The organism is Sinomonas halotolerans (genome assembly GCF_039615075.1).
GTDB lineage: Bacteria > Actinomycetota > Actinomycetes > Actinomycetales > Micrococcaceae > Sinomonas > Sinomonas halotolerans.
Genome location: NZ_JBDFRB010000002.1, coordinates 1 through 24626, shown reverse-complemented (window position 1 = coordinate 24626; position 24626 = coordinate 1). Strand labels below are relative to the sequence as shown.

Genomic DNA, 24626 nt, shown 5'->3' with positions numbered 1-24626 from the left:
CGGGTACACATGAGCGCCCGGGTTCCGCCCAGGCAAGCACGACGCCGGGCGGCTGGCCCCGCGGGCCGGCCGCCCGGCGTCGTGCGTGCGTCGCCCGCTGCGCCTAGCGGTCCCGGCCGTCCTCAGCGGCATCGTCCGCGCTGTCTCCGCGCGGCTCACCGCCGGCCTCGGGCTGCGCCGGACTGCTCTGGCCCGGCGTCTGCTCGGGGTCGACCCGGACGCCGTACTGCGGCCGGCCGTCCGGAAGGTCCGGGTAGCGGGTCGTGTGCGTGGCAGGAGCCTCCTGGACCGGAGGCTGCTGCCCTGGCTGCTGCGGCTGCGCAGCGGGCGGGGTCTGGCCTCCCGCATTGACGCCGTAGGGGTCAGTCCATCCGGACGGACGCTTCGGCTCGGGCTCCTGGGGCCACGGCTGGCCGTACCCGCTCTGGCCGTGGCCGCCCTGGCCCGGGCTGCCCTGGCCGTAGCCGCTCGGGCCCTGGCCGCCTTGGCCCTGGCCGTACCCGCCGGGCCCATAGCCGTCCTGCCCGTATCCCCCTTGGCCGTATCCCCCTTGGCCGTATCCCCCTTGGGCGGGCCCAGCCCCCCAACCAGCGCGGCCCTGCCCGATCGGCAGCTGGCTCAGGAGGCGCCGTGCGTCATGGGCCACCTCGTGGCCCACCACCACGTCGTAGCTGCTGGCCACCACCTGGCTCGTGGAGGTGAAGTCACGCTTGCCCCGCTGCATCGCGTAGGTCACGATCCCGAAGAGCATGAAGAAGGCCGCACCCATGAGCACGCTCGTGATGATCGAGAAATAGCTGCCCGTCGGGGTGAAGAAGGAGAGGAGCACCCCCACGAAGAGACCGAACCACATGCCGCTCAGGGCCCCGTTGAGGGCCACCCTCGGATAGCTGAGCCGGCCCGTGACCCGCTCGACGAGCTTGAGCTCGTTGCCGACGATCGCCACGAGTTCCACAGGGAACTGCTGGTCGGCCAGATAGTCCACGGCCTTCTGCGCGTCGAGGTAGGACGTGTAGGAGCCCACCGTCTCCCCCTGCGGCAGGGTGCGGGCCTCGTCGAGGGGCTTGGAAGAACCGAAGATGTTGGACATACTCCTATTCTTACCCGCGCGCCTGTGCCATGGCCGGGTTTCAGCTCACAGTGAGCAGGATCCCGCCTGCCCCGGCGCAGCAGCACCGGCCACGTGGCGGCCCGTGTCGGGCGGGCACGGGGCCCCATGGCGCTGGAGTAGCCTAGGGACGTGAGTTCCACCCCGTCCCGCGTCTTCATCGCCAGGCTTCTCGGCCTGGACGTATTCGACCCTGCGGGCGACCGGGTGGGGCGGCTCCGCGACGTTGTGGTCATCCCCCGCGGCCAGCGCCCGCCCCAGGCTGTCGGGATCGTGGTCGAGGTCCCGGGCAAGCGTCGCGTGTTCGTCCCCATGACGCGCGTGACGAGCATGGACCAGTCCCAGATCATCACCACCGGCCTGATCAACCTCCGTCGCTTCGAGCAGCGCGGTGCCGAGCAGCTCGTGCTCGGCGACATCTTCGACCGCCGGGTCACCCTCGTCGAGGACGGCTCCGAGGTCACAGTCGAGGACCTTGCCATGGACCAGCAGCGCACTGGCGACTGGCTCGTGAGCAAGCTGTTCGTGCGCCACGAGCCCGAGCGGCGCGGCTTCCGCAGCCTGCGCAGGGGCCCCGCGCAGCTCGTGGACTGGGAGGAGACCCGTCACGCCACGGGGCAGGTGCGCGGTGCCGCCCACTTCCTCGCGACCCACGACGACCTCAAGCCCGCCGACTTCGCCGATGCGATGCAGGAGATGAGCGACGCGCGCCGCCTCGAGGTGGTCTCCGAGCTCCAGGACGAGCGCCTCGCCGACGTGCTCCAGGAGCTGCCCGAGGACGACCAGGTCGAGATCCTCTCGTCGCTCGACCTCGAGCGCGCCGCCGACGTCCTCGAGGAGATGGACCCCGACGACGCAGCAGACCTCCTCGCCGACCTCCCCGCCGAGAAGGCCGAGGAGCTCCTGCAGCTCATGGAACCCGAGGAGGCGAAGGACGTCCGCCGCCTCCTGCAGTACGACGAGGGCACAGCCGGCTCGGTCATGACCCCGGTCCCGGTGATCCTCCCGCCCGAGGCCACTGTCGCCGAGGCGCTCGCCCACGTGCGGCGCGAGGAGCTGAGCCCTGCCCTTGCCTCCGCGATCTTCATCTGCCGCCCGCCCCTCGAGACGCCCACGGGCCGCTACCTCGGCACAGTGCACATCCAGCAGCTCCTGCGCGCCGCGCCCCCCGAGCAGCTCGGAACGATCGTGGACAAGGCGCTCGACCCGATGCGGGACCTCGACTCGATCAGCGAGGTGGCCCGCACCATGGCCCAGTACAACCTGAACGCCATCGCCGTCGTGAACGCCGACGGCCGCCTCGTGGGGGCGGTGACTGTTGACGACCTCCTCGACCACCTGCTGCCCGACGACTGGCGCGTGCACGAGGATGGCGAACCCGTGAAGAAGTTCGGAGGACGTTTTGGCTGAGCCCCGCAAGCTGCCCGGTCTGGACACTCCCCTCGAGCAGCGCGGGAGGCTCATCCCGCGCTTCAACCCGGACCCCGATGCGTTCGGCCGCTTCGCCGAGCGGTTCGCCCGCTACATGGGCACGCCGCAGTTCCTCTTCTACATGACGCTCTTCTGCATCGTGTGGCTCTCGTGGAACACCCTCGCGCCCGAACACCTCCAGTTCGACCCGAAGGCCCTCAACTACACACTCCTGACGCTCCTGCTCTCGCTGCAGGCGTCCTACGCGGCCCCGCTCATCCTCCTGGCGCAGAACCGTCAGGACGACCGCGACCGCGTCCAGATCGAGCAGGACCGCACCCGCAACGAGCGCAGCCTCGCCGACACCGAGTACCTGACCCGCGAGCTCGCGTCGCTGCGCCTCTCGCTGCGCGAGGTGGCGACCCGAGACTTCGTGCGCGCCGAACTGCGCTCGATCCTCGAGGAGCTCTCCGAGTCCGAGGACTCTGCCGAGCCTGCGCACGCCAAGCGCCGCAAGGACAAGAAGGCCCGGGCCCCGCGCACCCAGCAGATCCCCAGGGTCACTCCCGCGGCGGCCGAGCGCCCCCTCGAGGACGGCAGGGCGTGAGCGCACCGGATCCCGCGGCGGTCCGCGCCGCGCTGCACACTGTGATCGACCCCGAGCTGCGCCGCCCGATCGACGAGCTCGGCATGCTCGAGGACGTGGCGTTCGACGCCGGCCGGGTCAGCGTGCGCGTCCTGCTCACCATCGAGGGCTGCCCCCTGCGCGGCACGATCGACGCCGACGTGCGCGCGGCGCTCGCGCCGGTGCCCGGTGTAGAGGACGTGGACGTCCGGCTCGGGGTCATGACCCCGGAGCAGCGCCGGAAACTGCGCGAGCAGCTCCGGCCCGAGCGCGGCATCCCCTTCAGCCGCCCTGATTCCCTCGCCAAGGTGTACGCGGTGGCCAGCGGCAAGGGCGGCGTCGGCAAGTCCTCGGTGACGGTGAACCTCGCGTGCGAGCTCGCCGCCCGCGGCCTGCAGGTCGGGGTGGTCGACGCCGACGTGCACGGCTTCTCGGTCCCGGCCCTGCTGGGCGTGACGGGCGCGCCGACGCGGGTGGACGAGATGATCCTCCCCCCCGTCGCGCACGGGGTGAAGGTCATCTCGATCGGGATGTTCGTGGACGGCAACCAGCCGGTGGCCTGGCGCGGTCCCATGCTGCACCGAGCCCTCGAGCAGTTCCTCGGGGACGTGTACTTCGGGGACCTTGACGTGCTCTTCCTGGACCTGCCTCCCGGAACGGGGGACGTCGCGATCTCGGTCTCGCAGCTGCTCCCGAACGCCCAGCTGCTCGTGGTCACGACCCCCCAGGCCGCCGCGGCCGACGTGGCCGAGCGGGCGGGCACCGTCTCGGCCCAGACGGGGCAGCGCGTCGCCGGTGTCATCGAGAACATGTCCGGCCTCACGCTCCCGGACGGCACGGTGCTCGACGTGTTCGGAACCGGTGGCGGCGCCCAGGTGGCCGAGCGGCTCGCGGCCGCGCTCGGGACGGACGTGGGCCTTCTCGGCCAGGTGCCGCTCGACGTGGCGTTGCGCGAGGGCGGCGACGCGGGGGTGCCGATCGTCCTCGGAAGCCCGGAGTCGCCGTCGGCCGTTGCGCTCAAGCGCATCGCAGACCGTCTCGCCGCCCAGCCGCGGGGCCTTGCGGGCCGGAGCCTCGGAGTCTCCCCCGCCGGCTGAGGCCACGCCCGCCGGCTGAGGTCAGGTGGCCTCGGTGTCGAAGGGCGCGCGCTCGCCAGCGTCGAGCCGCTCGACTGTCCGTGCCGGGGCGGGCGCCTCCACCGTGGCGGTGGCAGCGACCCCGGCCGTGACTGCGGGCACTCCCGCTGCCGCAGCCGACGCAGCGGCTTCGGTGCCGTCGTCGACGAGCGCATCCCGGATGATCTTGCGCGGGTCGTACTGGCGCGGATCGTACTTGCGCCAGTCCACCTCGTTGAGGTCGACCCCGGTCTCCTCCTTGAGCTGGTCCCGCGCCCCGGAGGCCATGCGGCGCAGCTCCTTGACGAGGTTGGTCAGCTTCTGGGTGTATTCGGGCAGGCGCTGCGGTCCGATGACGAGGATGCCGATGAGCAGCAGCAGGATGAACTCAGGGCCGTTGATACCGAACACGCGAGCAACACTACCTTCTGGCTGTCGACGGCAGCGATTCGCGCCCGGTTCCGGTCACGGCTGGCCCGATGCGCCGAACACGACCCGCAGGCCGCGCGCGATCCGCTCCGCCGGGTCCTCATGCGCGCCCCCGACCAGTACGCCCGGGCCGCCCAGGAGGGCGGTGACGGCCTCCGACGGCGAGGACTCGCCATCGCGGTCCCCGCTGGCGGCGGGCGCGGGGCGGGCACCCGTTGCGGTGCGGACCAGGGATGCGTCCATGGGGCCCTGCGGACTGCGCTGCGGGGCCTCGCCGGCCACGGCGTAGGCCGTCACCGCGAGCGCCGCGGACGCTGCAGCGGCGCCGGCGAGAGCCGAGAGGCCCGCACGGACGGCTTCGCGGCGGCGGCTGCGCTGCGGCCGGACCCCCCCGGTCTCGGCCTGGGCGGCGAGCTGCTGCGTATGGGCGAGCAGACGGGCCTGGAGGGACGTCGGTGCGCACGGCACCTTGGCATCGCGCAGCGCAGCGATGTAGCGCCGGTGGGCCTCGAGGCGGCCGCGGCAGTCAGGGCATTCGAGCGCGTGCCCGGGGGTGCCGGGATGGCGGCGGGCATGGCCCCAGAAACGGGCGAATCGCACGGCGCTGCCCCTCAGCGGAGCCCGCGCGCGACGCGCGGCAGGGCGAGCCGACGGGTCGAGGCAGGCCGGGGGTCGCGGTGGGCGAGCTTCTCGCGCAGCAGGGTCCTTCCGCGGTGGATGCGGCTGCGCACGGTGCCGAGCTTGACCCCGAGCGCGTCCGCGACCTCGTCGTAGGAGAGCCCCTCGAGGTCGCAGAGCACCACGGCGGCGCGGAAGTCCGGCGGGAGCTCCTCGAGAGCGGCCTGGACGTCGAGGTCCAGGTTGTTCATCTCGTAGCTGCGCTCGGGGCCGGGATCCCTGCCGGGCAGGCGGGACTCGGCGTCCTCCGCAAGCGCGTCGAAGCGGATGCGGCTCTTGCGCCGGGCCTGGTCGAGGAAGAGGTTGGTCGTGATCCGGTGGAGCCAGCCGTCGAGCGTTCCCGGCTTGAAGTTCTCGAGCGAGCGGAAGACCCGGACGAAGACCTCCTGGGTGAGGTCCTCGGCGTCGTGCTGGCTGCCTGTGAGGCGGTACGCGAGCCGGTAGACCTTCGCGGAATGCTGGGTGACCACGTCCTCCCACGTGGGCGGCACCCACGCCTGGGCCTCGGGGGCCTCGAACGGGGTCCCGGTGGCTGCCACTGGTCCTGCCGACACCTCGACACACCTGCCTTCACTCCATCGGTGCGGCCTGGCCGGACGGCGTCGGGCCGCTGGGTATCCCAGTCTGACAGGCGAGTCTGGGAATTGCCTGTCCGTTCTGCCCAGAGCGTACGGCCCGGGCGACGGCCGGTACGGTCGGCGAGGCGATAGGCTTGATCAGCCCGGCAACTGCGGGCATCCCGCCGAGACGAAAGCACCGCCCCATGAGCTCCGAGAAGTCCAGCAGCTGGTCCTACACCGAAGGCTTCGCCTCGGAGGACGAGGTGCTGGCGCGGGCCCGCGAGCGGTCCTTCGACCTCGGCATCACGCCCGTCAGCACCGGCGTGGGCGCCGCGCTCACGGTGCTTGCTGCGGCGTCCAAGGCGCACACCGCCGTCGAGGTGGGCACGGGCGCCGGCGTCTCCGGCCTGTGCCTCCTGCGCGGGCTGGCCCAGACCGCGGTCCTGACGACGATCGACCGCGATGTCGAGCACCTCAAGGCCGCGCGGACGGCGTTCGCCGAGGACCGGGTGGCACCCAACCGGGTCCGCGCCATCTCCGGACGGGCGGCGGACGTGCTCCCCCGCCTCACCGACCAGGCGTATGACCTCGTGCTCCTCGACGCGGACAAGGCCGGCGTGCCCGCATACGCCGAGCAGTCTGTGAGGCTCCTGCGCCCCGGCGGTCTCCTCGTGGTCAATGACGCGCTGGACAGGGACCGCGTCTCCAACCCCGCCCAGAGGGACCCCATCACGGCAGCCCTGCGCTCCCTCCACCGGGACCTGCGCTCGGACGACCGGCTCGCGGTCTCCATCCTGCCCTCTGGGGACGGGCTCCTCCTGGCCGTGCGGCGCTGACTTGCCTGGCGCCCGCCCACGGGCGCGGGCGCGGGTGCGCGGGGCCGTGAAGACAGCGAAGGGGCCGGTCCTGGACGGACCGGCCCCTTCTGCGAAGACTCTGATCTCGGGCTACTCGGTGACCCCGACGAGGCACTCCTTGAGCTCCGCGGCCTCCGCCGCGTTGAGCTCGACGACCAGGCGCCCGCCGCCCTCGAGAGGAACCCGCATGATGAGGCTGCGGCCCTCCTTGGTGACCTCCATCGGCCCATCACCGGTCCGCGGTTTCATGGCTGCCATGATCTCTTCCCCTCCAGTCGGTCGCAGGCACCTGTGTGCTGTCCACAACATTACCAGCGCAGAAAGGCTGCCGCCGTCATGCATCGGCACGGGCGTACCGGTGAGGCCTGCCCCCTGCTCGGGCAATCCCACCGGTCACGGGGGCCAGTCGCCACCACCGGGCAGGGGCGTCCAGACCCACAGCCACTGCACCCACACGATCTCCAGCAGCACGAACCCTCCGAGCACCGCCCACCGGTACGCGCGCGAGCGGGAGAGCGCCGCAGCGGCCAGCGCGAGCGGGAACAGGGGCAGGAGCATCCGGAACGTGCTGGTCTGCGGGTGCAGGACCGCGAGCAGGTAGAACGCGTAGGCCGCGCACCACAGCTGCATCTCGGGCCCCAGCGCGCGCACCCGGGCGCTCGTGAACGCGAGCGCGAGCAGCGCCACGAGCACGAGCGCCGCCAACGTCCCGATCCCGGGCCCGAAGAGGTACGCGCCGGTCTCTGCCCACGGCACGAACAGCTCGAGCGGCCCGCCGCGCCACACGGTCTCCGTCTCGGTGTAGGCGGTCGGCTCACCCGTGCCCGCCCAGGCGATCGCCGGCCAGGCAAGTGCTGCGGCACCGCTCACGACGGCGAGCCCTCCGAGCCGGGCCAGCCCGCCCGCCGTCGTACCCTGCTTCCCACTGCCGACGGCGGGCCCCCCGAGCGCGCCCGGCCCGCCCGCCGCCGTGCCCGCCTGGGGGCCGGCCGTGCGGCTCGCGCTCGCGAGCGCGCCCGGGCCGCCACGGTCCCGGCTCAGGTTTGCGACGAGCCGCACGAGGAAGAGGCCCCCCACGGCGAGCGCGAACGGGACGCCGATCGGGCGGGTGAGCGCCATGGCCACCACGACCGGCATCGCCGCGAGGTAGCGGCGCTCGGCCACCCACAGGAGCGCCCACGCGAGCATGAGGAGGCCGAGGGCCTCGGCGTAGGGCACCTGGAGGATCGCCGAGACGGGGAAGAACGCGAGGAACGCGATGCCCCACATCGCGGTCGCGTGCTCGGCCGCGCGCCGGAACAGGCGGTACGCGATGAGTGCCGCGCCGAACCCCGACGCGACCGCGACGATCTGGGCGACCGCCTCCCACGGGAGCCCGGACGCAGCGGCGAGGCCCTTCACGAGCAGGGGGTACACCGGGTAGAACGCCCACGCGTTCTCCTGGACCGCGCCGGACTCCGAGCGCGGGAGAACCGACGGGTAGCCGTCCTGGATGATCCGTCCGTACCACCCGGCGTCCCAGATCCCCACGAAGCGGAAGTAGTCCGGCTGCGGCGCAAACCACGGGTTGACGCCCTGGTGGTAGGCGGCCGCGGCGAAGATGCAGAAGCCCACCGCGCGCGAGGCTGCGAAGACCGCGATGACCTGGGCCCACCACGGGAGCGCCGCGAACCGTGCCGCGGTGGAGGAGGCGAGCCCGGCGAGTGCGGCGTGCACCGCGTACGGCCGCGGCTCAGGCATCGGAGCTGGCGGTCCGGCCCTCGTCCGCCGCGGCGCGCTCGTCAGGGCGGCCGCCGTGGGCAGCCCGGTGCTCGGCGAGCTGGTCCGTGAGGGCCTCGATGAGGGCGGCCTGGACGCCGATCCGGTCCCGCAGGCGGGCGAGGACCTCGTCGACCTGGTCCATGCGGTAGCCGCGGAAGGCGAGGGAGAAGCGCAGGCGGTCCACGTCGTCGGGCGTCGGGTGCTCGGGCAGGAGGACCGGCGGGAGCTGGGCGGGCGGCTCCGCGAAGCCCGCCGCCACCCGCTCGCCCTCGGTGCGCCCGCGCGCGACGCCGGCCGCGAACCACGCGAGTCCGCCCGCCACGGCGATGGCGATGAACACGAGGAAGAGGCTCACGCGCGCTGCCCCGCCTCGCCGGCGGGCGCGCCGCCCTCGTCGAGACCGGGGTCGTCCAGGTCGGTGTCGTCCGCGCTGCCGAACATCCCCCCGCGGCGCGCGTCCGCGCCCAGGCCCGCGAGCGCGAGGCGCACGGTCTCCTCCGCCTCGTCCGAGACCTGGACGAGGTCCATGTCCGCAGCCGAGATCATGCCCTCGCGCACGAGGGTGCTGCGGAGCCAGTCCAGCAGCGGGCCCCAGAACTCGCTGCCCACGAGCACGATCGGGAAGGACGTGACCTTGCCGGTCTGGACCAGCACCATGGCCTCGAAGAGCTCGTCGAGGGTCCCGAGGCCGCCGGGGAGCACCACGAACCCGTGCGCGTACTTGACGAACATGGTCTTGCGCGCGAAGAAGTAGCGGAAGTTGATGCCCAGGTCCACCCACGGGTTGAGGCCCGTCTCGAACGGGAGCTCGATCCCGAGCCCCACCGAGGTCCCGGACCCTTCCACCGCCCCGCGGTTCGCGGCCTCCATGGAGCCGGGGCCTCCGCCCGTGATGACGGCCACGCCCGCCTCGGCGAGGAGCCGGCCGATCTCGACCCCCGTCTCGTAGTACGGGGTGCCGGGGACCGTGCGGGCCGAGCCGAAGACGCTCACGGCCGGGCCGAGCTCGGCGAGGGCGCCGAAGCCTTCGACGAACTCGCTCTGGATGCGCATCACGCGCCAGGGATCCGTGTGGACGAACCTGCCTGCCCCGTGGGTGTCGAGCAGGTGCTGGTCCGCGGTGCCCTGCTGAGCCTGGCGCCGGCGCAGCTCGAGGGGCCCCTTGTGACGGGTGGGGACGTCCCGGGAGGGCCGTGCCGGACCGGGCTCACGCTCTGGGTGCGATTCGGTGCTCATGGTCCCCAAGGCTAGTCTCGCTTCAATCACGATTGGGCCATGCCCCGTCCCGCGTCGGGCCCCGAGCCGTTATGTCCGTTACATTTTCCCTATGACTACCGACGCAACGGCGAGCGCGCTCGTCTCTGTCAAGGACGTGAACAAGCATTACGGCCCACTCCACGTCCTCAAGGACATCAACATGGAGGTGAGCAAAGGCGAGGTCGTCGTCGTCATCGGACCCTCGGGCTCCGGCAAGTCCACGCTGTGCCGCGCGATCAACCGCCTCGAGACGATCGAGGGCGGGGCCATCTACATCGACGGCAAGAAGCTGCCCGAGGAGGGCAAGGAGCTCGCGCACCTGCGTGCCGATGTCGGCATGGTGTTCCAGTCCTTCAACCTCTTCGCGCACAAGACGATCCTCGAGAACGTCACCCTCGGCCCCATCAAGGTCAAGGGCGTGGACAAGGCAACCGCGGAGAAGGAGGCCATGGCCCTCCTGGAGCGCGTCGGCGTGGCCCAGCAGGCACCCAAGCTGCCGGCCCAGCTCTCGGGCGGCCAGCAGCAGCGTGTCGCCATCGCGCGCGCTCTCGCGATGAAGCCCAAGGTGATGCTCTTCGACGAGCCGACCTCCGCACTGGACCCCGAGATGATCAACGAGGTCCTGGACGTCATGGTCCAGCTCGCCAAGGAGGGCATGACCATGATCGTGGTGACCCACGAGATGGGCTTCGCCCGCAAGGCCGCGGACCGCGTGGTGTTCATGGCGGACGGGCAGATCGTGGAGCAGGCCACGCCTGAGGACTTCTTCACCAACCCGCAGAGCAGCCGGGCCAAGGACTTCCTGTCCAAGCTCCTCACCCACTGACGCCGCCCCCACCACGGCACATCCCTGACGACTCGTCACTTCCGCTCGCATCTGGGCCGACCGGCCCATCAAGAAAGGAATGCTCGAATGGCACTCTTCGGAACCAAGAAGGCTGTGCTGACCGCCGCCACCGCGGCGCTCGCACTCGCCCTGTCCGCCTGCGGCGGCTCCGGCGGGGACTCCCCCAAGCCGGCTGACAACCCCAGCTTCGCCGCCGGCACGACCATGGAGAAGCTCTCCAAGGCCGGCAGCATCAAGATCGGCACCAAGTTCGACCAGCCGCTCTTCGGCCAGAAGGGCCTCGACGGCAAGCCGGTCGGCTTCGACGTCGAGATCGGCAAGGCACTCGCGGCGAAGCTCGGCATCGGCGCCGACAAGATCGAGTGGGTCGAGACTGTCTCCGCCAACCGCGAGGCGTTCATCGAGCAGGGCCGCGTGGACATCGTCGTCGCGACCTACACGATCAACGACAAGCGCAAGGAGAAGGTCGCGTTCGCGGGCCCGTACTACGAGGCCGGCCAGGCCCTCCTCGTGAACAAGGACAACGACACGATCACCAAGCCCGAGGACGTCAAGGGCAAGAAGGTCTGCTCGGTCACGGGCTCGACCCCCGCGACGACCATCGTCGAGGAGTACGGCGCCGTGCTCGTCCCGGCGGCCAAGTACTCGGACTGCCTCGAGCCCCTGCGCAACAAGCAGGTCGAGGCCATCACGACCGACAACGTGATCCTCGCCGGCTTCGTGGACAAGGAGCCGGACGCGTTCAAGCTCGCGAGCGACCAGACGTTCACGAAGGAGCCGTACGGCATCGGCCTCAAGAAGGACGACACCGAGTTCCGCAACTGGATCAACGACCAGCTCGAGGCATTCGAGAAGGACGGCACGTACAAGAAGGCGTGGGAGGACACTGCAGGCAAGGTCATCAAGACCGCGCCGTCCCTCCCCGCGATCGACCGCTACTGATCCGGCATCCGTCCAGCTGAATCCGACGCCCGCCCGGCCGGTCCGCCCGGCGCGGGCGGGCGTCGGAGTTCCACCACCCCCCTAGGAAGCCCATGGACGTGATCATCGAAAGCCTCCCGATCTACTGGGACGGCTTCCTCCGCACTCTCTTCCTCGCCGGTGTCTCCGGCATCATCGCCCTCGTGGCGGGCACGGTGCTCGCCGCCATGCGGGTCTCGCCCGTCAAGGCCCTGCGCGGGTTCAGCACGGCGTTCGTCGAGATCGCCCGCAACACCCCGCTCACCATCGTCTTCTTCTTCTGCGCGATCGTCCTCCCCCGGCTCGGGGTCCGCTTCGAGCAGTTCGAGGTCGCCGCGATCATCGCCCTCTCCGGCTACACCTCGGCGTTCGTCGCCGAGGCCGTGCGCTCCGGCGTCAACAGCGTCCCCGTCGGCCAGGCCGAGGCGGCCCGCAGCATCGGCCTCACCTTCAGCCAGGTACTGAACCTCGTGGTCCTGCCGCAGGCCCTGCGCTCGGTGGTGCCGCCGCTCATCAACATCCTGATCGCCCTCGTGAAGAACTCCTCTGTCGCCGGCGCCTTCTTCGTGCTCGAGCTGTTCGGCCACGCGCGCCAGCTCGCGAACGACCGCGGCGACGCGGTCATGTGGGTACTCGTCGGCACGGCGTTCTTCTACCTGCTCATGACTGTCCCCCTGGGCATCCTCGCCCACCGCATCGAGAAGAAGGTGGCGATCGCCCGATGACCTCCGTCCTCTACGATGTCCCCGGGCCCAAGGCCCGCCAGCGTTCCCTGATCGGCTCCGCGATCGGGATCGTCGCGATCGCGGCGGTCCTCGGCTGGGCCGTCTGGATCCTCGCCCAGCAGGGCATCTTCGAAGGCGAGCGCTGGGAAGTCTTCGCCATCCCCGACGTCTGGAACCTGCTCGCCCAGGGAATCTGGGCCACGCTGAGCGCTGCGGCGGTCGCGGCCGTCATCGCCTTCCCGCTGGGCCTCGGGCTCGCGCTCCTGCGCATCTCGGACGTCGCCTGGATCCGGGTTCCCACGCAGGTGGTGCTCGAGTTCCTCCGGGGCATGCCGGTAGTGCTCATGATGTTCTTCGTGCTGCTCGTCTTCGCGACGAACCAGTTCGTGGCCGTCGTCGCAGGCCTCGTGCTCTACAACGCCGCGATCTTCGCCGAGATCATCCGCGCCGGCATCCTCTCGCTGCCCAGGGGCCAGCGCGAGGCAGGCCTCGCGATCGGGCTCACGAGCTTCCAGTCCCGCATGGCGATCGAACTCCCGCAGGCGATCCGGCGCATGCTGCCCTCGCTCGTGGCCCAGCTCGTGGTGCTGCTCAAGGACACCTCGCTCGGCTACATCGTGGCCTACGAGGAGCTCCTGCGGAAGGTGCAGATCATGGCCGACTTCCTCGGCCCGGACTTCCTCTTCCCCGTGTTCTTCGTCGCGGCCGCGATCTACATCGCGGTCAACATCAGCGTCTCGCGCCTCGCCATCTGGATCGAGCGCCGGGGCTCCAAGAAGGCCGCCGGCGGCACGGCACACGTCCCTGCGGCGGGCACCGCTCCCGCGACCACGGGCGAGGACAAGGACGCGTAGCCTCCGCCCACCCGGTCAGGACCGCAACGCCGAAGGCCACCTCCCACGGGAGGTGGCCTTCGGCGTTGCGGGGACCAGATGCGCCCAGCTCAGGCGGCGAGCCAGGCCTCGAGGGCCGCGAGGCACGCTCGCACGGCGGCCGCCGAGACGCGCTCGTCGTCCTTGTGGGCGAGCAGCGCATCGCCCGGGCCGAAGTTCACGGCCGGAACCCCCAGTGCGGAGAACCGTGCAACGTCCGTCCAGCCGTACTTCGGCTTGGGCTCCTGCCCCACGGCAGCGACGAAGGCGGCGGCGGCGGGGTGTGTGAGCCCCGGGCGGGCGCCGGGGGCCCCGTCCGTGCGCACCACGGCGAAGCCGGCCAGCAGCTCGCGCACGTGCGCCTCGGCCTCGTCGATGGTCTTGTCCGGTGCGAAGCGGTAGTTGACCGTCACGGTGCAGCGGTCGGGGATGACGTTGCCCGCGGTGCCGCCGAGGATGCCCACGGCGTTGAGGCTCTCGCGGTAGTCGAGCCCGTCCACGGTCACCGTCGCAGGCTCGTACGCGGCAAGCCGTGCCAGGATCGGCGCGGCGGCATGGATCGCGTTGCTGCCCATCCAGGCCCGTGCCGAGTGCGCGGCCTCTCCCACGGTGGTCGCCTCGACCCGGAGCGTCCCGTTGCACCCGCCCTCCACGGTGCCGTCCGTCGGCTCGAGCAGGATCGCGAAGTCCCCCGTGAGCAGCTCCGGATGGTTGCGGGCGAGCCGGCCCAGACCGCTCTTGGCCGCCTCGACCTCCTCGTGGTCGTAGAACACGAACGTCACGTCCCGCGCAGGCCCTCCTCTGGACGGCGCAGCCGCGGGCCCAGCAGGAGCCGCGGTGGCGGACGACGGCGAGTGCCCGGCGTCGTGCGCGGCCTCGCGTGCCGCCGTGTCACCCGCCGGGAAGAGCCGCGCCGCGAGCGCGAGCTGGACCGCGACGCCGCCCTTCATGTCCGTGGCACCGCGGCCCCACAGGACGCCCTCCCCCGGTGTCCCCAGCCCATCGGCGCTGTCCCACGACGACGGGACGGTGCCGCGCGCGCCCGGGGTGGTGGGCAGCGGGACCGTGTCCAGGTGCCCGGCGAGGATCACGCGCTCGTCGCGTCCGAGGGAGGAGCGGGCGACGACCGAGTCGCCGTCGCGGACCACCTCGAGCGAGGTCTGGACGCGCAGCGCATGCGCGACAGCATCGGCAAGGGCAGTCTCCCCACCTGAGACGCTCGGAATGTCGATGAGCGCCGCGGTCAGCAGCGCGACGTCCTGGGTCAGGTCGAGCAGGATGGGGTGGGCGTCTGCGGTGCGGGAAGTCACCCGCCCAGCATAGTTCGGCGCCGGCGTTCTGGTTCGGCCGGGGTCCGCCCCCGCCGATACACTGGGGGCCATGACTGACGCCCCTGCCGCACCCCGCTCTGCCCACGGCTTCGGCCTCGCCACCATCCACGTTGACGGCGAGACCGCGACCGTCCTCGACGTCTGGTTCCCGGCCCCCGCCCTCGGTGAAGCCGCCGAGCACCTCTCCGACGACGCGATCGTGGACGCAGCCCCGGCGGAGCTCGTCGAGGCCGCGAAGGCCGGCGATGACGCCGACCGCGGCACGCAGCTCAAGGTCGTGTTCGCCCAGATCAACCTGGACGAGGCCCCGGCCGACACCGCAGACGCCTACCTGCGCCTGCACCTGCTCTCCCACCGCCTCGTCAAGCCCAACACCGTCAACCTCGACGGCGTGTTCGGCAGGCTCGCGAACGTCGTGTGGACCAACTTCGGCCCGTGCCTCCCGGCCGGCTTCGAGCTCACGCGCGCGAAGCTGCGCCGGCGCGGGACCGTCACGGTGTACGGCGTGGACAAGTTCCCGCGCATGGTGGACTACGTGGTCCCCGCCGGGGTGCGCATCGCCGACGCCGACCGCGTGCGCCTCGGGGCGCACCTCGCCGAGGGCACCACGGTCATGCACGAGGGCTTCGTGAACTTCAACGCAGGCACGCTGGGCACCTCGATGGTCGAGGGCCGCATCTCCGCCGGTGTGGTGGTGGGCGACGGCACCGACGTGGGCGGCGGCGCCTCGATCATGGGCACGCTCTCGGGCGGCGGCAAGGAGAAGATCACGCTCGGCGAGCGCGTCCTCCTCGGCGCCAACTCCGGCGTGGGCATCTCGATCGGGGACGACTCCGTCGTCGAGGCCGGCCTCTACGTCACGGCCGGGACGCGCGTGCGCATCTCGGGCTTCAAGGACGCGTTCGGGGAGAACGCCGAGAAGGTCGTCAAGGCCATCGAGCTCTCTGGCCAGCCCAACATCCTCTTCCGCCGCAACTCCACCAACGGCCAGGTCGAGGCGCTCGCGCGCAAGGGCCAGACCGTGGAGCTCAACGAGGCGCTGCACGCCAACTGAGGCTCCGGGCGTCGCGCGCCCTGGACCGCACGACGCCGGACGCCCACCGGGGCGCGCACGCCCGCCGCGTGCGCGCCCTTCCCCCTCTGCCCACCCTTCTATCCCAAGGAGCATCCCCGATGGCTCTGGCCCGCAGAGCGCGGCGCGCACTCACGGTCCTCGTCGCACTGGCGCTTGCCGCCGTCGGGATCTACATTGCGTCCGTGGTGCTGAACCGCGGCGAGCGGCCGATCGTGGAGGGCTGCACCGCCCCGCTCGGGGACGCTGAGCAGTCGCTGGCGACCGACCAGGCCGCCAATGCCGCCCTCATCGCCGCCGTCTCCGTGCGGCGGGGCCTTCCGCCACGGGCCGCGACGATCGCGCTGGCCACCGCCATGCAGGAGTCGAAGCTCCGCAACATCAACTACGGCGACACGGCGGGCCCCGACTCGCGCGGCCTGTTCCAGCAGCGCCCCTCGCAGGGCTGGGGCACCGAGCAGCAGATCATGGACCCGGTGTACGCCTCCAACGCGTTCTACGACGTGCTGATCGAGGTGGAGGGCTACGAGGGCCTGCCCATCACGGACGCCGCGCAGAAGGTGCAGCGTTCCGGGTTCCCCCTCGCCTACGCGCAGCACGAGGACCTGGGCCGCGCCTTCGCCTCCGCGCTCACGGGGCAGTCGCGGGCTGCGCTCACGTGCACGCTCCGCGCTCCCGAGGCTGCCGGGGACGTCAAGGCGCTACGGTCCGAGCTCACCCGCGCCTTCGGGGCGATGGAGGCGAGCACGGCCGGGAAGACCGTGAGCCTCACCGCGGAGGGGGAGCTCGGCTGGGCGATCGCTCAGTGGGCCGTCGCGAACGCGAAGGGGCTCGCAGTTACCGAGGTCGACTACGCGGGGAAGTCCTGGGTCCGGGACGGCAACCGCGGCTGGACCGATTCCGCCGCGCCGGACGGGGTCGTCGCGGTCACCGTGGCCGGGGTGCCCTAGGGCGACTCGGGGCCGCGTCCCGTCAAGCCGGGGTCAGACCAGGAGCTCGACGACGGGCTTGAGGTAGCTGCGCACCGCCTCGCGGTCGGAGAGCAGCGACTGGCTCATGATCACCTTGTCCGCGTTGACGAGCCACGCCCGCTCCTCGGCCAGGGGCAGCTCGATGATCGTGAGGGCGAAGTCGCGGGCGGCCGAGCCGACCTCGAGCTGGCGCTCCTCGACGATCTCCCGCAGCACATCGGTGTCACCGCGGCCCTCGCGTTCGCGCTCGAGCCGCTCGTACTCGGCGCGGCGCTCGCGCGCCCACGTGAGGGCATGCCCGAAATGCGCCTGAAGCGTCCGCTGCAGTGCGGGCGCCTCCCGGAAGGAGCTGAACCCCGGCGGCTCCACCGCGGGGCTCATCTCGGGATGGCTCTGGATGAGATGCGCCCACCAGGCCTCCCATTCGCGGCGCAGGGCCGGCAGCCCTCCCACGTGCTGGGTGATCTGGTGGTGGTCCGCCACCCGCACCCTTGGCTCCGCAGGAGCAACGGGCGGCATTCCGGCGCCGGCGAGTCCCGCATTGTCCTTGAGGTAGAGCGCAAGGAGCAGGGGTCCGGACGTGTCCAAGGTGATCCTCCACCCGGGACCTCCAGTGTGGTGCATGGCTGGTTCGCTCCTTGCCTGGCTGCTCTCTCAGTGTATTCCCGCCTGTGCATTCCGTTCCGGGCAGGCGGGCCCTTTCCTTCAGTGCCGGTCGCCGCCTTGCTGGGCGACGGCCGCGCCGGCGATGCCCGCCACCTGGGCGCGGAGCACCGCGAGGCACAGCTCGGCGTCGAGCCACTGCCCGTGGAGCATTGCATGCAGGCCAAGGCCCTCGGCCGTGGCGAGGAGCCGCTCCGCCTCCCGCACGAGCGTCTCCTGCCCAGCGTCCGGCCTGAGCGCGAGGAGGGAGCGCCCCACCGCGGCCGCGACCTCGCGATGGCTCCGCTCTGCGGTGGGAGCGAGCTCGGGGCGCGTGCGGGACGCGAGCCGGAATTCGGCCCACACGCACAGGTCCACGGCCCGCGCCTCGTCGAGCGGGAGGAGACCGCACAGCTGGGCCACAACGCCCTCCTCTCCGGAGGCGGCGCTCTCGCGCACGAGGCGGGCTACGACGTCGTCCACCACCGCCGAGAAGGCGAACACGAGGAGCTCGGTGGACGAGGAGAAGTAGTGGCGCACCGAGCCGACCACCAGGCCGGCCTCGGCAGCGACCTCCCGCAGCGACACCCGCTCGAGGCCGTCCGCGACGACGATGCGCTTGAGGGCGTCGACCACCTCCCGGCGGCGTTCGGCCGGGTCCACGAATCTGGGCACACGTCCTCTCTAGCACACGCGTGCCCCATCGGGCGTGTCATGCACTCGCGCGCGCCGCCGGGCCCAGGGTCTCGTCGCTAGGATGGACACCATGCGCATCCTCGTGACCGGCGGCACCGGGTACATCGGCTCCCACACTGTCCTGACGCTCCTGGAAGCCGGCCACGACGTCGTCGTGGTCGACAACCTCGTGAACTCGAGCCCCGAGGCGCTGCGCCGGGTCGGGGAGCTCGCGGGCCGCGAGGCGGTCCTCGTCGAGGCGGACATCACCGACGAGGCGGCGCTCGACACAGTCTTCAGCGAGCACTCCCCCGAGGCCGTCATCCACTTCGCGGGCCTCAAGGCCGTGGGCGAGTCGGTGCAGATCCCGCTGGACTACTACTTCAACAACGTGGCCGGGACCATCTCCCTCCTGCGGTCCATGGAGCGCCACGGAGTCCGCACCATTGTGTTCTCCTCGTCCGCGACCGTCTACGGCGAGCACAACCCGAGCCCGTACGTCGAGTCCATGGAGATCGGCGCGATGAACCCGTACGGTCGCACCAAGGAGCAGATCGAGGACATCCTCTCGGACCTCGGCGCATCCAACCCGGACTGGCGTATCGCACTGCTGCGCTACTTCAACCCCGTGGGCGCCCACCCGTCGGGCCGGATCGGCGAGGACCCGCAGGGCATCCCGAACAACCTCGTCCCGTTCATCGCCCAGGTGGCCGTGGGACGGCGCGAGAAGCTCATGGTCTTCGGCGGCGACTACGACACCCCCGACGGCACGTGCCTGCGCGACTACATCCACGTCGTCGACCTCGCCGAGGGCCACGTCGCCGCGCTCGGGTACATCGCCGAGCACGGGGGCGTGCACCGCTGGAACCTGGGATCCGGTACTGGCACGAGTGTGCTCGAGATGCACGCGGCCTTCGAGAAGGCCGTCGGCGAGCCGATCCCGTACGAGATCGCGCCGCGCCGCGCGGGTGACCTCCCCGCCTTCTGGGCCGATCCGGCCGCGGCCCTCGCCGACCTCGGCTGGTCCACCACCAAGACCGTGGACGAGATGTGCCAGGACCACTGGCGCTGGCAGAAGGACAACCCGAAGGGCTACAGCCCCGCCTGATGCCGCCCGTTTCGGGTACACATCAGCGCGCCCTTCTGCCCTTTCGGGTACAGGGCCGCGCGCCCTTCTGCCCTTTCGGGTGCAGATCAACGCGCCCCTCTGCCCTTTCGGGTACAGATCAGCGCGCCCTTCTGCCCTTTCGGGTGCAGGGCCGCCCTTCGGCGTTCTCGGTAGCGGTGCTTCCCGACCGCCCCTGCAGAAGCACGACGACGACGGCCGACGCCTTCCGTACGGAGGGCGCCGGCCGTCGTCGTGCTTCATGCGCTCAGCGCGCGTACCCGAAGCGGGCAGGAGTGCCAATTATGCGTACCCGAAACGCCGAAAGCGCGACGAGATGTGTACCCGAAACGGGCTAGCGGACCGGGTACTCGCGCTGCGCCTCGCCCACATAGAGCTGGCGCGGGCGACCGATCTTGGTCTGCGGGTCGTTGATCATCTCGCGCCACTGGGCGATCCAGCCCGGCAGGCGGCCGATCGCGAAGAGGACCGTGAACATCTTCTCCGGGAAGCCCATCGCCTTGTAGATGAGGCCCGTGTAGAAGTCCACGTTCGGGTAGAGCTTGCGCTGGATGAAGTAGTCGTCCGCGAGGGCCTTCTCCTCGAGGCGCATCGCGATGTCCAGGAGCTCGTCGTTCCCGCCGAGCTTGCCGAGGATCTCGTGCGCGGTGGCCTTGATGATCTTCGCGCGCGGGTCGTAGTTCTTGTAGACCCGGTGGCCGAAGCCCATGAGCCGGACGCCGTCCTCCTTGTTCTTGACCTTCTCCATGAAGTCCTCGGGCTTGATGCCCTCGGCCTGGATCCGGCGCAGCATGTTCAGGACGGCCTCGTTCGCGCCGCCATGGAGCGGGCCGAAGAGTGCGTTGATCCCGGCGGAGACGGACGCGAACATGTTCGCGTTGGCGGAGCCGACGAGGCGCACCGTGGAGGTCGAGCAGTTCTGCTCGTGGTCCGCGTGCAGGATGAGAAGCGTGTCGAGAGCCTTCACCACGAGCGGGTCGAGCTCGTACGGCTCGGCCGGGAGGCCGAAGGAGAGGCGAAGGAAGTTCTCCACGAGGTTCATGGAGTTGTCCGGGTACAGGAGCGCCTGGCCGATCGACTTCTTGTGCGCGTACGCGGCGATGACCGGCAGCTTGGCCATGAGGCGGATGGTGGAGAGCTCCACCTGCTCCTCGTTGAACGGGTCCAGGGAGTCCTGGTAGAAGGTCGAGAGCGCCGAGACGGCCGAGGAGAGCACCGGCATGGGGTGCGCGTCCCGCGGGAAGCCGGCGAAGAAGCTCTTGAGCTCCTCGTGCAGCAGCGTGTGGCGGCGGATCCGCTGGTCGAACGCCTCGAGCTCGGCGGCCGAGGGGAGGTTGCCGTAGATGAGCAGGTACGAGACCTCGAGGAAGCTCGAGTGCTGCGCCAGCTGCTCGATCGGGTAGCCGCGGTAGCGCAGGATCCCCTCATCGCCATCGATGTACGTGATCGCCGAGGTGGTGGCGGCGGTGTTCATGAAGCCCGGGTCGAAGGTGACGGCGCCCGTCTCCTTGAGCAGCTTCGAGACATCGTAGCCGTCGTTGCCCTCGACGGCGGGGATGCGGGGAAGCTGCAGGTCTCCCCCTTCATGGCGCAGAACGGCGCCGTTCTTCTCAGACATGGTTCCCCTTCAAGAGGTAGCTCGCAACGTTCCTAAGCTACTCCGTCATACGGCACGGCACTAATCGAGCAGGCCCCGACTGTGACGTGGCCCACTTTCGCTGGACTAGCGGGCGGTGAGCCGTTCCACGGCGGCGTCGATCCGCTCGTCGCTTCCCGTGAGCGCGACGCGCACATGGCCCTGGCCGGCCTCGCCGTAGAACACGCCGGGCCCCACCACGATCCCGAGCTCTGCGAGGCGCCCCACGGTGGCCCACGTGTCCTCGCCGGCGGTGCACCACAGGTACAGGCCCGCCTCGGAATGGGAGAGCGTGAGGCCGAACGCCTCGAGCGCCGGCAGGAGCCGCTCGCGGCGCGAGCGGTACAGGTCCTTCTGCGCCTCGACGTGCGCCGGGTCGCCGAGGGCCACGCGCATCGCCTCCTGCACGGGGTAGGGCATGATCATGCCCGCGTGCTTGCGGCTGTTGACGAGGTTCGGCATGAGCTCGGGCGCGCCCGCGACGAACGCGGCGCGGTATCCGGCGAGGTTGGACTGCTTGGAGAGCGAGTAGACGCTCAGCAGCCCCGTGAAGTCGCCGCCGCTCACGCGCGGGTCGAGCACGGACGGCACCGGCTCGCCGCCGCGCTGCACGTCCCACGCGCCCCAGCCGAGCTCGGCGTAGCACTCGTCGGAGGCGACCACGGCGCCCAGGCCGCGGGCGCGGTCGACGACGTCGCGCAGCTCGTCTGCGTCCCGCACCGCCCCGGTGGGGTTGCCCGGGGAGTTGACCCAGACCAGGCGCACCCGAGCGAGCGTGTCGGCGTCGAGCTCCTCGAGGCTGTCCGCGGCGACGGCCGTGGCACCGGCGAGGCGCGCCCCGATGTCGTAGGTCGGGTATGCCACGCGCGGCCGCACCACGACGTCCCCGGCGCCGAGGCCCAGCAGGAACGGCAGCCAGGCCACGAGTTCCTTGGATCCGATGGTCGGCATGACGGCCTGCTCGTCGAGGCCGGAGACGCCGCGGCGCCGCCCGAACCACTCGACGACGGCCTCGCGCAGCGCGGGCGTGCCGTGGACTGTGGGGTAGCCCGGCGCGTCAGCGGCGGCGCGCAGGGCCTCCTGGACCACCTCGGGGGTCGGGTCGACAGGAGTGCCGATCGAGAGGTTGACCGCGCCGCCGGCGTGCTCGCGTGCCTTGGCCGCGTACGGCGCCATGGCCTCCCACGGGTAGTCCGGCAGGTCCAGCCCGAAACCGGACCTCGCGGAGCTGCGCACGGTCAGTGGTCTTGGTTCTGCGGCGGGAGGACCGCGATGAGCGGGTGGTCCTTGCCCGTGTTGCCGACCTTCGCGGCGCCGCCGGGCGAGCCGAGGTCGTCGAAGAACTCGACGTTGGCCTTGTAGTAGTCCGCCCACTCGTCCGGGACGTCGTCCTCGTAGTAGATGGCCTCGACGGGGCACACGGGCTCGCACGCACCGCAGTCCACGCACTCGTCCGGGTGGATGTACAGGGACCGCTCGCCCTCGTAGATGCAGTCGACCGGGCATTCCTCGATGCAGGCCTTGTCTTTGACATCCACGCACGGCTGCGCGATCACGTATGTCACGGTGCCACCTCTCTCAATCTCCCCGCTGGCCGATCGAGCCTATTATCCCCCGGCGCGCGCGCGCCAATCCACCGGCCCCCGACGACACGTGGCGACATGGACGGCCTAGCATGGAGTGTGCCCGACTCCCCCCTGCCCCCGCCCGCGCGCCGTCTGCTCTCGCTCGCCCCGGGAACGCGCGTGGTGGTCCGGTACCGGATCGAGGGCGGCTTCACGGACGCGCTCGGCGAGCTCGCGGACTGCACCGGACGCGAGGCGAGGGTGCGCACCCGGGGCGGAGTCGCCGTCGTGCGCCTGGAGGACGTGGTGGCCGCCAAGCCCGTGCCGCCTCCCCCGCCCCGCCGCGCCCCGCGCTCCCAGGCGGCGCACGACGCCGGCCCCGTCGCCTGAGCGGGCCCGTCGCGTCGGTGGCGGCGTCAGCGGAGGGAGGCGGCGTCGTCGACCGTGTCGGGGAGCGTGCGCAGGGCGAAGAAGGGGCCGAGCACCACGGGGAGCGAGGCCAGCGCCTGCCCGGCCACTCCGATCCACAGGGCCGGGCCGATCCCCAGGTTCTCCCCGAGCCATCCGCCCGCGAGCGAGCCGAGCGGCATGACGCCCCACACGAAGAAGCGGATCGAGGCGTTCATGCGGCCGAGCAGACCGGTCGGGCACACGCGCTGCCGCATGCTCACCTGCATGACGTTGTAGACCACCACCCCGAACGCCATGAGCGCCTCCGCCGCGCACAGGAGCACGAGCGCGCCCACGCCGCGGACGCCGAGGGAGACCGGGAGCAGCACCGTCGCCGCCGCGCCCATGAGCGCGCCGAGCGGGATGAGCGGACCCTCACCCGCGAGCGCCGCGAGCCTCGGCACGGCGAGCGCCGCCACGATCCCGCCCACCGAGCCCACGGAGAGGATGAGCCCCAGCCCCAACGGGCCGAGGTCCAGCTCGCGGAGCACCACGAGCGGGACGAGGACGAACACGAGGGAGCTGAAGAGGTTGAACCCGGCGGTGGAGAGGGCCACGCGGCGGATGAGCGGGTGCCGCACCACGAACGCCGCCCCTTCCCGGATCTCCGCGGCGAGGCGGCTGCCGGGTGCGCGGGAATGCGGCGTCTCGGAGTCGGTGACGCGCGTGAGGAAGAGCGCCGAGGCGAGGTAGCCGAGCCCCTCGGCGAGGAAGAGGAGCGGCGCGCTCAGCACCGTCAGGAACGCGCCGCCGAGCGCCGGGCCGCCGAGCCGGGCCACCTGGGCGGTCGCCTCGAGGCGTCCGTTCGCCGCAGGCACGAGGGCCGGGGCGACGAGCAGCGGGATGTAGCTCTGGTAGGCAACGTCGAAGAACACGGTCGCGACGCCGAGGACGGCCGCCACGGCGTAGAGGTGCCACAGCTCGAGGACGCCGGCCGCCCAGAGCGCCGGGACCGCGAGCATCGCGGCCATGCGGACAAGGTCCGCCGCGATCATGGTGCGGCGCTTGAGCCAGCGGTCCACCCACGCGCCGGCGGGGAGGCCGATCACGAGGAAGGCCGCCATCGCGGCGGCGTTGAGCATGCCCAGCTCGAGCTCTCCCGCGCCGAGCAGCTGGACGGCGAGGACCGGGAGCGCGATCTGGCCGAGCTGGACGCCCAGCTGGCTGATGCCCTGGCCTGCCCAGAACGCGAGGAAGGGGCGGCTCCGCGTCAGCGCGGCGGGGGCGGACGGGTCCGCAGGGTGGGCCATGCGCTCATGCTCCTGCACTGATTGAACTCTGTCAATCAGTCGCGCGGGCCGGGATAGAGTGGGGGCCATGGCCACGTCCGACGACGCCGCGAAGGCCCGCGCCCTCAGCTCGCCCCTGCGGCTGCGCATCCTGCGCCTGTGCCTGCACCAGGCGCGCACCAACAAGGAGATCGCCGAGCTCCTCGGGATCAACCCGGCGTCGTGCCTGCACCATGTGCGCACCCTCGCCGGCACCGGGTTCCTCGAGGCGCAGCCGGAGCGGCGCGGGACCCGCGGCGCCCGCGAGGTCCCCTACATAGCCACCCGGCGCTCCTGGGGGCAGCGCGTGGACGACGTAGCGCCGATCCTCATCGAGACCTTCGTCCAGGAGACGGCGGCGCTCCCGCCCGAGGACATCGAGGTGTGGCGGCTCGGGCTCAAGCTCAACGCCGAGCACCGGGCGGAGATGATGGACAAGCTCCGGGCCGTCGTCGAGGAGTACCACGCGATGCCCAGCGACCCCGACGGCGCGGCCACCTCGCTCATGATCGCCCACCACCGCGACCCCTCGGCGGACTGACCGCCGCCCCCCGCTCCGGGTACACATAAGTCCGCGTTCTCCCCGTTTCGGGTGCAGATAGGTCCGCGTTCTCCCCGTTTCGGGTACACGGCGCGTCTCGTCGTGCGCTTCGGCGGCCGCCACCTCCCGAAGCGCACGACGACGG

28 protein-coding genes are annotated in these 24626 nt (G+C 71.4%); 13 read left to right on the top strand and 15 right to left on the bottom strand.

The window, feature by feature from the left end; all coding sequences use genetic code 11:
- Window positions 1-103: 103 nt before the first annotated feature.
- Window positions 104-1090 carry a YflT domain-containing protein gene (locus ABCQ75_RS02635; RefSeq protein ID WP_345882967.1) on the bottom strand — a complete coding sequence of 329 codons (987 nt, stop codon included), beginning with the start codon at window positions 1088-1090 and terminating at the stop codon, window positions 104-106.
- Window positions 1091-1240: 150 nt separating this feature from the next.
- Between ABCQ75_RS02635 and ABCQ75_RS02630 the strand changes: the two genes are divergently transcribed.
- The 3 genes from ABCQ75_RS02630 to ABCQ75_RS02620 are packed head-to-tail and all read left to right on the top strand — an operon-like array spanning window position 1241 to window position 4240.
- Window positions 1241-2518, top strand: a complete 1278-nt coding sequence (locus ABCQ75_RS02630; protein ID WP_345882966.1) for a magnesium transporter MgtE N-terminal domain-containing protein — start codon at window positions 1241-1243, stop codon at window positions 2516-2518.
- A complete protein-coding gene (locus tag ABCQ75_RS02625) occupies window positions 2511-3125 on the top strand; it encodes a DUF1003 domain-containing protein (protein ID WP_345882965.1) in 615 nt (204 codons plus the stop codon). The genes ABCQ75_RS02630 and ABCQ75_RS02625 overlap by 8 nt, the downstream gene beginning before the upstream one ends.
- On the top strand, window positions 3122-4240 hold the full coding sequence (locus ABCQ75_RS02620) for an Mrp/NBP35 family ATP-binding protein (protein ID WP_345882964.1): 1119 nt from the start codon (window positions 3122-3124) through the stop codon (window positions 4238-4240). The genes ABCQ75_RS02625 and ABCQ75_RS02620 overlap by 4 nt, the downstream gene beginning before the upstream one ends.
- Before the next feature lie 21 nt (window positions 4241-4261).
- Here ABCQ75_RS02620 and ABCQ75_RS02615 read toward each other — a convergent pair whose 3' ends face one another.
- Genes ABCQ75_RS02615 through sigE form a run of 3 tightly spaced genes read right to left on the bottom strand, consistent with a single transcriptional unit; the run spans window position 4262 to window position 5904 of the window.
- Window positions 4262-4669 carry a twin-arginine translocase TatA/TatE family subunit gene (locus tag ABCQ75_RS02615; protein WP_345882963.1) on the bottom strand — a complete coding sequence of 136 codons (408 nt, stop codon included), beginning with the start codon at window positions 4667-4669 and terminating at the stop codon, window positions 4262-4264.
- A 54-nt stretch (window positions 4670-4723) separates the two neighbouring features.
- Window positions 4724-5287 carry a hypothetical protein gene (locus tag ABCQ75_RS02610; protein WP_345882962.1) on the bottom strand — a complete coding sequence of 188 codons (564 nt, stop codon included), beginning with the start codon at window positions 5285-5287 and terminating at the stop codon, window positions 4724-4726.
- 11 nt (window positions 5288-5298) lie between these two features.
- A complete protein-coding gene (gene sigE, locus ABCQ75_RS02605) occupies window positions 5299-5904 on the bottom strand; it encodes an RNA polymerase sigma factor SigE (RefSeq protein WP_345882961.1) in 606 nt (201 codons plus the stop codon).
- 224 nt (window positions 5905-6128) lie between these two features.
- Between sigE and ABCQ75_RS02600 the strand changes: the two genes are divergently transcribed.
- The gene (locus ABCQ75_RS02600) at window positions 6129-6761 is read left to right on the top strand and encodes an O-methyltransferase (RefSeq protein WP_345882960.1); all 633 of its coding nucleotides are present in this window, start codon (window positions 6129-6131) and stop codon (window positions 6759-6761) included.
- 111 nt (window positions 6762-6872) lie between these two features.
- On the opposite strand, the gene ABCQ75_RS02595 is transcribed toward ABCQ75_RS02600, so the two are convergent.
- The 4 genes from ABCQ75_RS02595 to ABCQ75_RS02580 all read right to left on the bottom strand — a co-directional run bounded on the left by ABCQ75_RS02595 (window position 6873) and on the right by ABCQ75_RS02580 (window position 9779).
- Window positions 6873-7040 (bottom strand): DUF3117 domain-containing protein, encoded by a 168-nt coding sequence (locus ABCQ75_RS02595; RefSeq protein WP_136609553.1) that lies wholly within the window; start codon window positions 7038-7040, stop codon window positions 6873-6875.
- Between the two features lie 135 nt (window positions 7041-7175).
- Window positions 7176-8522: a hypothetical protein gene (locus ABCQ75_RS02590; protein ID WP_345882959.1), complete on the bottom strand. Its 1347-nt coding sequence runs from the start codon at window positions 8520-8522 to the stop codon at window positions 7176-7178.
- Complete coding sequence (locus ABCQ75_RS02585) at window positions 8515-8898, bottom strand: DivIVA domain-containing protein (RefSeq protein WP_345882958.1); 384 nt, start codon at window positions 8896-8898, stop codon at window positions 8515-8517. Before ABCQ75_RS02585 ends, ABCQ75_RS02590 begins: the two co-directional genes overlap by 8 nt.
- Window positions 8895-9779, bottom strand: a complete 885-nt coding sequence (locus ABCQ75_RS02580; RefSeq protein ID WP_345882957.1) for an LOG family protein — start codon at window positions 9777-9779, stop codon at window positions 8895-8897. Before ABCQ75_RS02580 ends, ABCQ75_RS02585 begins: the two co-directional genes overlap by 4 nt.
- Window positions 9780-9870: 91 nt before the next feature.
- Between ABCQ75_RS02580 and ABCQ75_RS02575 the strand changes: the two genes are divergently transcribed.
- From ABCQ75_RS02575 to ABCQ75_RS02560, 4 genes are all read left to right on the top strand, one after another.
- The gene (locus tag ABCQ75_RS02575) at window positions 9871-10626 is read left to right on the top strand and encodes an amino acid ABC transporter ATP-binding protein (RefSeq protein WP_345882956.1); all 756 of its coding nucleotides are present in this window, start codon (window positions 9871-9873) and stop codon (window positions 10624-10626) included.
- 87 nt (window positions 10627-10713) lie between these two features.
- Entirely contained in the window at window positions 10714-11589 is an 876-nt protein-coding gene (locus ABCQ75_RS02570; RefSeq protein WP_345882955.1) for a glutamate ABC transporter substrate-binding protein, read from the top strand.
- 92 nt (window positions 11590-11681) lie between these two features.
- Window positions 11682-12332, top strand: a complete 651-nt coding sequence (locus ABCQ75_RS02565; RefSeq protein WP_345882954.1) for an amino acid ABC transporter permease — start codon at window positions 11682-11684, stop codon at window positions 12330-12332.
- Entirely contained in the window at window positions 12329-13186 is an 858-nt protein-coding gene (locus ABCQ75_RS02560; RefSeq protein WP_345882953.1) for an amino acid ABC transporter permease, read from the top strand. The genes ABCQ75_RS02565 and ABCQ75_RS02560 overlap by 4 nt, the downstream gene beginning before the upstream one ends.
- Before the next feature lie 89 nt (window positions 13187-13275).
- Here the strand turns inward: ABCQ75_RS02560 and dapE are convergent, their stop codons facing one another.
- On the bottom strand, window positions 13276-14514 hold the full coding sequence (gene dapE, locus ABCQ75_RS02555) for a succinyl-diaminopimelate desuccinylase (protein ID WP_345882952.1): 1239 nt from the start codon (window positions 14512-14514) through the stop codon (window positions 13276-13278).
- Between the two features lie 70 nt (window positions 14515-14584).
- Here dapE and dapD point away from each other — a divergent pair, with 70 nt between their 5' ends.
- Window positions 14585-15589 carry a 2,3,4,5-tetrahydropyridine-2,6-dicarboxylate N-succinyltransferase gene (gene dapD / locus ABCQ75_RS02550; RefSeq protein WP_345882951.1) on the top strand — a complete coding sequence of 335 codons (1005 nt, stop codon included), beginning with the start codon at window positions 14585-14587 and terminating at the stop codon, window positions 15587-15589.
- Between the two features lie 119 nt (window positions 15590-15708).
- On the top strand, window positions 15709-16557 hold the full coding sequence (locus tag ABCQ75_RS02545; RefSeq protein ID WP_345882950.1) for a transglycosylase SLT domain-containing protein: 849 nt from the start codon (window positions 15709-15711) through the stop codon (window positions 16555-16557).
- Between the two features lie 33 nt (window positions 16558-16590).
- Here the strand turns inward: ABCQ75_RS02545 and ABCQ75_RS02540 are convergent, their stop codons facing one another.
- Together ABCQ75_RS02540 and ABCQ75_RS02535 are read right to left on the bottom strand one after the other, a co-directional pair.
- Window positions 16591-17202: a hypothetical protein gene (locus tag ABCQ75_RS02540; protein ID WP_345882949.1), complete on the bottom strand. Its 612-nt coding sequence runs from the start codon at window positions 17200-17202 to the stop codon at window positions 16591-16593.
- 81 nt (window positions 17203-17283) lie between these two features.
- A complete protein-coding gene (locus ABCQ75_RS02535) occupies window positions 17284-17895 on the bottom strand; it encodes a TetR/AcrR family transcriptional regulator (RefSeq protein ID WP_345882948.1) in 612 nt (203 codons plus the stop codon).
- Window positions 17896-17986: 91 nt separating this feature from the next.
- On the opposite strand from ABCQ75_RS02535, the gene galE reads away from it, so the two are divergent.
- Window positions 17987-19003: a UDP-glucose 4-epimerase GalE gene (gene galE / locus ABCQ75_RS02530; RefSeq protein ID WP_345882947.1), complete on the top strand. Its 1017-nt coding sequence runs from the start codon at window positions 17987-17989 to the stop codon at window positions 19001-19003.
- Window positions 19004-19355: 352 nt separating this feature from the next.
- Here galE and ABCQ75_RS02525 read toward each other — a convergent pair whose 3' ends face one another.
- From ABCQ75_RS02525 to fdxA, 3 genes are all read right to left on the bottom strand, one after another.
- Complete coding sequence (locus ABCQ75_RS02525) at window positions 19356-20639, bottom strand: citrate synthase (RefSeq protein WP_345882946.1); 1284 nt, start codon at window positions 20637-20639, stop codon at window positions 19356-19358.
- A gap of 105 nt (window positions 20640-20744) precedes the next feature.
- The gene (dapC, locus tag ABCQ75_RS02520) at window positions 20745-21893 is read right to left on the bottom strand and encodes a succinyldiaminopimelate transaminase (RefSeq protein ID WP_345882945.1); all 1149 of its coding nucleotides are present in this window, start codon (window positions 21891-21893) and stop codon (window positions 20745-20747) included.
- A 2-nt stretch (window positions 21894-21895) separates the two neighbouring features.
- Window positions 21896-22222 (bottom strand): ferredoxin, encoded by a 327-nt coding sequence (gene fdxA / locus ABCQ75_RS02515; RefSeq protein ID WP_077489981.1) that lies wholly within the window; start codon window positions 22220-22222, stop codon window positions 21896-21898.
- 117 nt (window positions 22223-22339) lie between these two features.
- Here fdxA and ABCQ75_RS02510 point away from each other — a divergent pair, with 117 nt between their 5' ends.
- Window positions 22340-22612: a putative acetyltransferase gene (locus ABCQ75_RS02510; protein ID WP_345882944.1), complete on the top strand. Its 273-nt coding sequence runs from the start codon at window positions 22340-22342 to the stop codon at window positions 22610-22612.
- A gap of 26 nt (window positions 22613-22638) precedes the next feature.
- Here the strand turns inward: ABCQ75_RS02510 and ABCQ75_RS02505 are convergent, their stop codons facing one another.
- The gene (locus tag ABCQ75_RS02505; RefSeq protein ID WP_345882943.1) at window positions 22639-23922 is read right to left on the bottom strand and encodes an MFS transporter; all 1284 of its coding nucleotides are present in this window, start codon (window positions 23920-23922) and stop codon (window positions 22639-22641) included.
- Window positions 23923-23989: 67 nt separating this feature from the next.
- Between ABCQ75_RS02505 and ABCQ75_RS02500 the strand changes: the two genes are divergently transcribed.
- The gene (locus ABCQ75_RS02500; protein ID WP_345882942.1) at window positions 23990-24481 is read left to right on the top strand and encodes a helix-turn-helix domain-containing protein; all 492 of its coding nucleotides are present in this window, start codon (window positions 23990-23992) and stop codon (window positions 24479-24481) included.
- The last annotated feature ends 145 nt before the right edge of the window (window positions 24482-24626 follow it).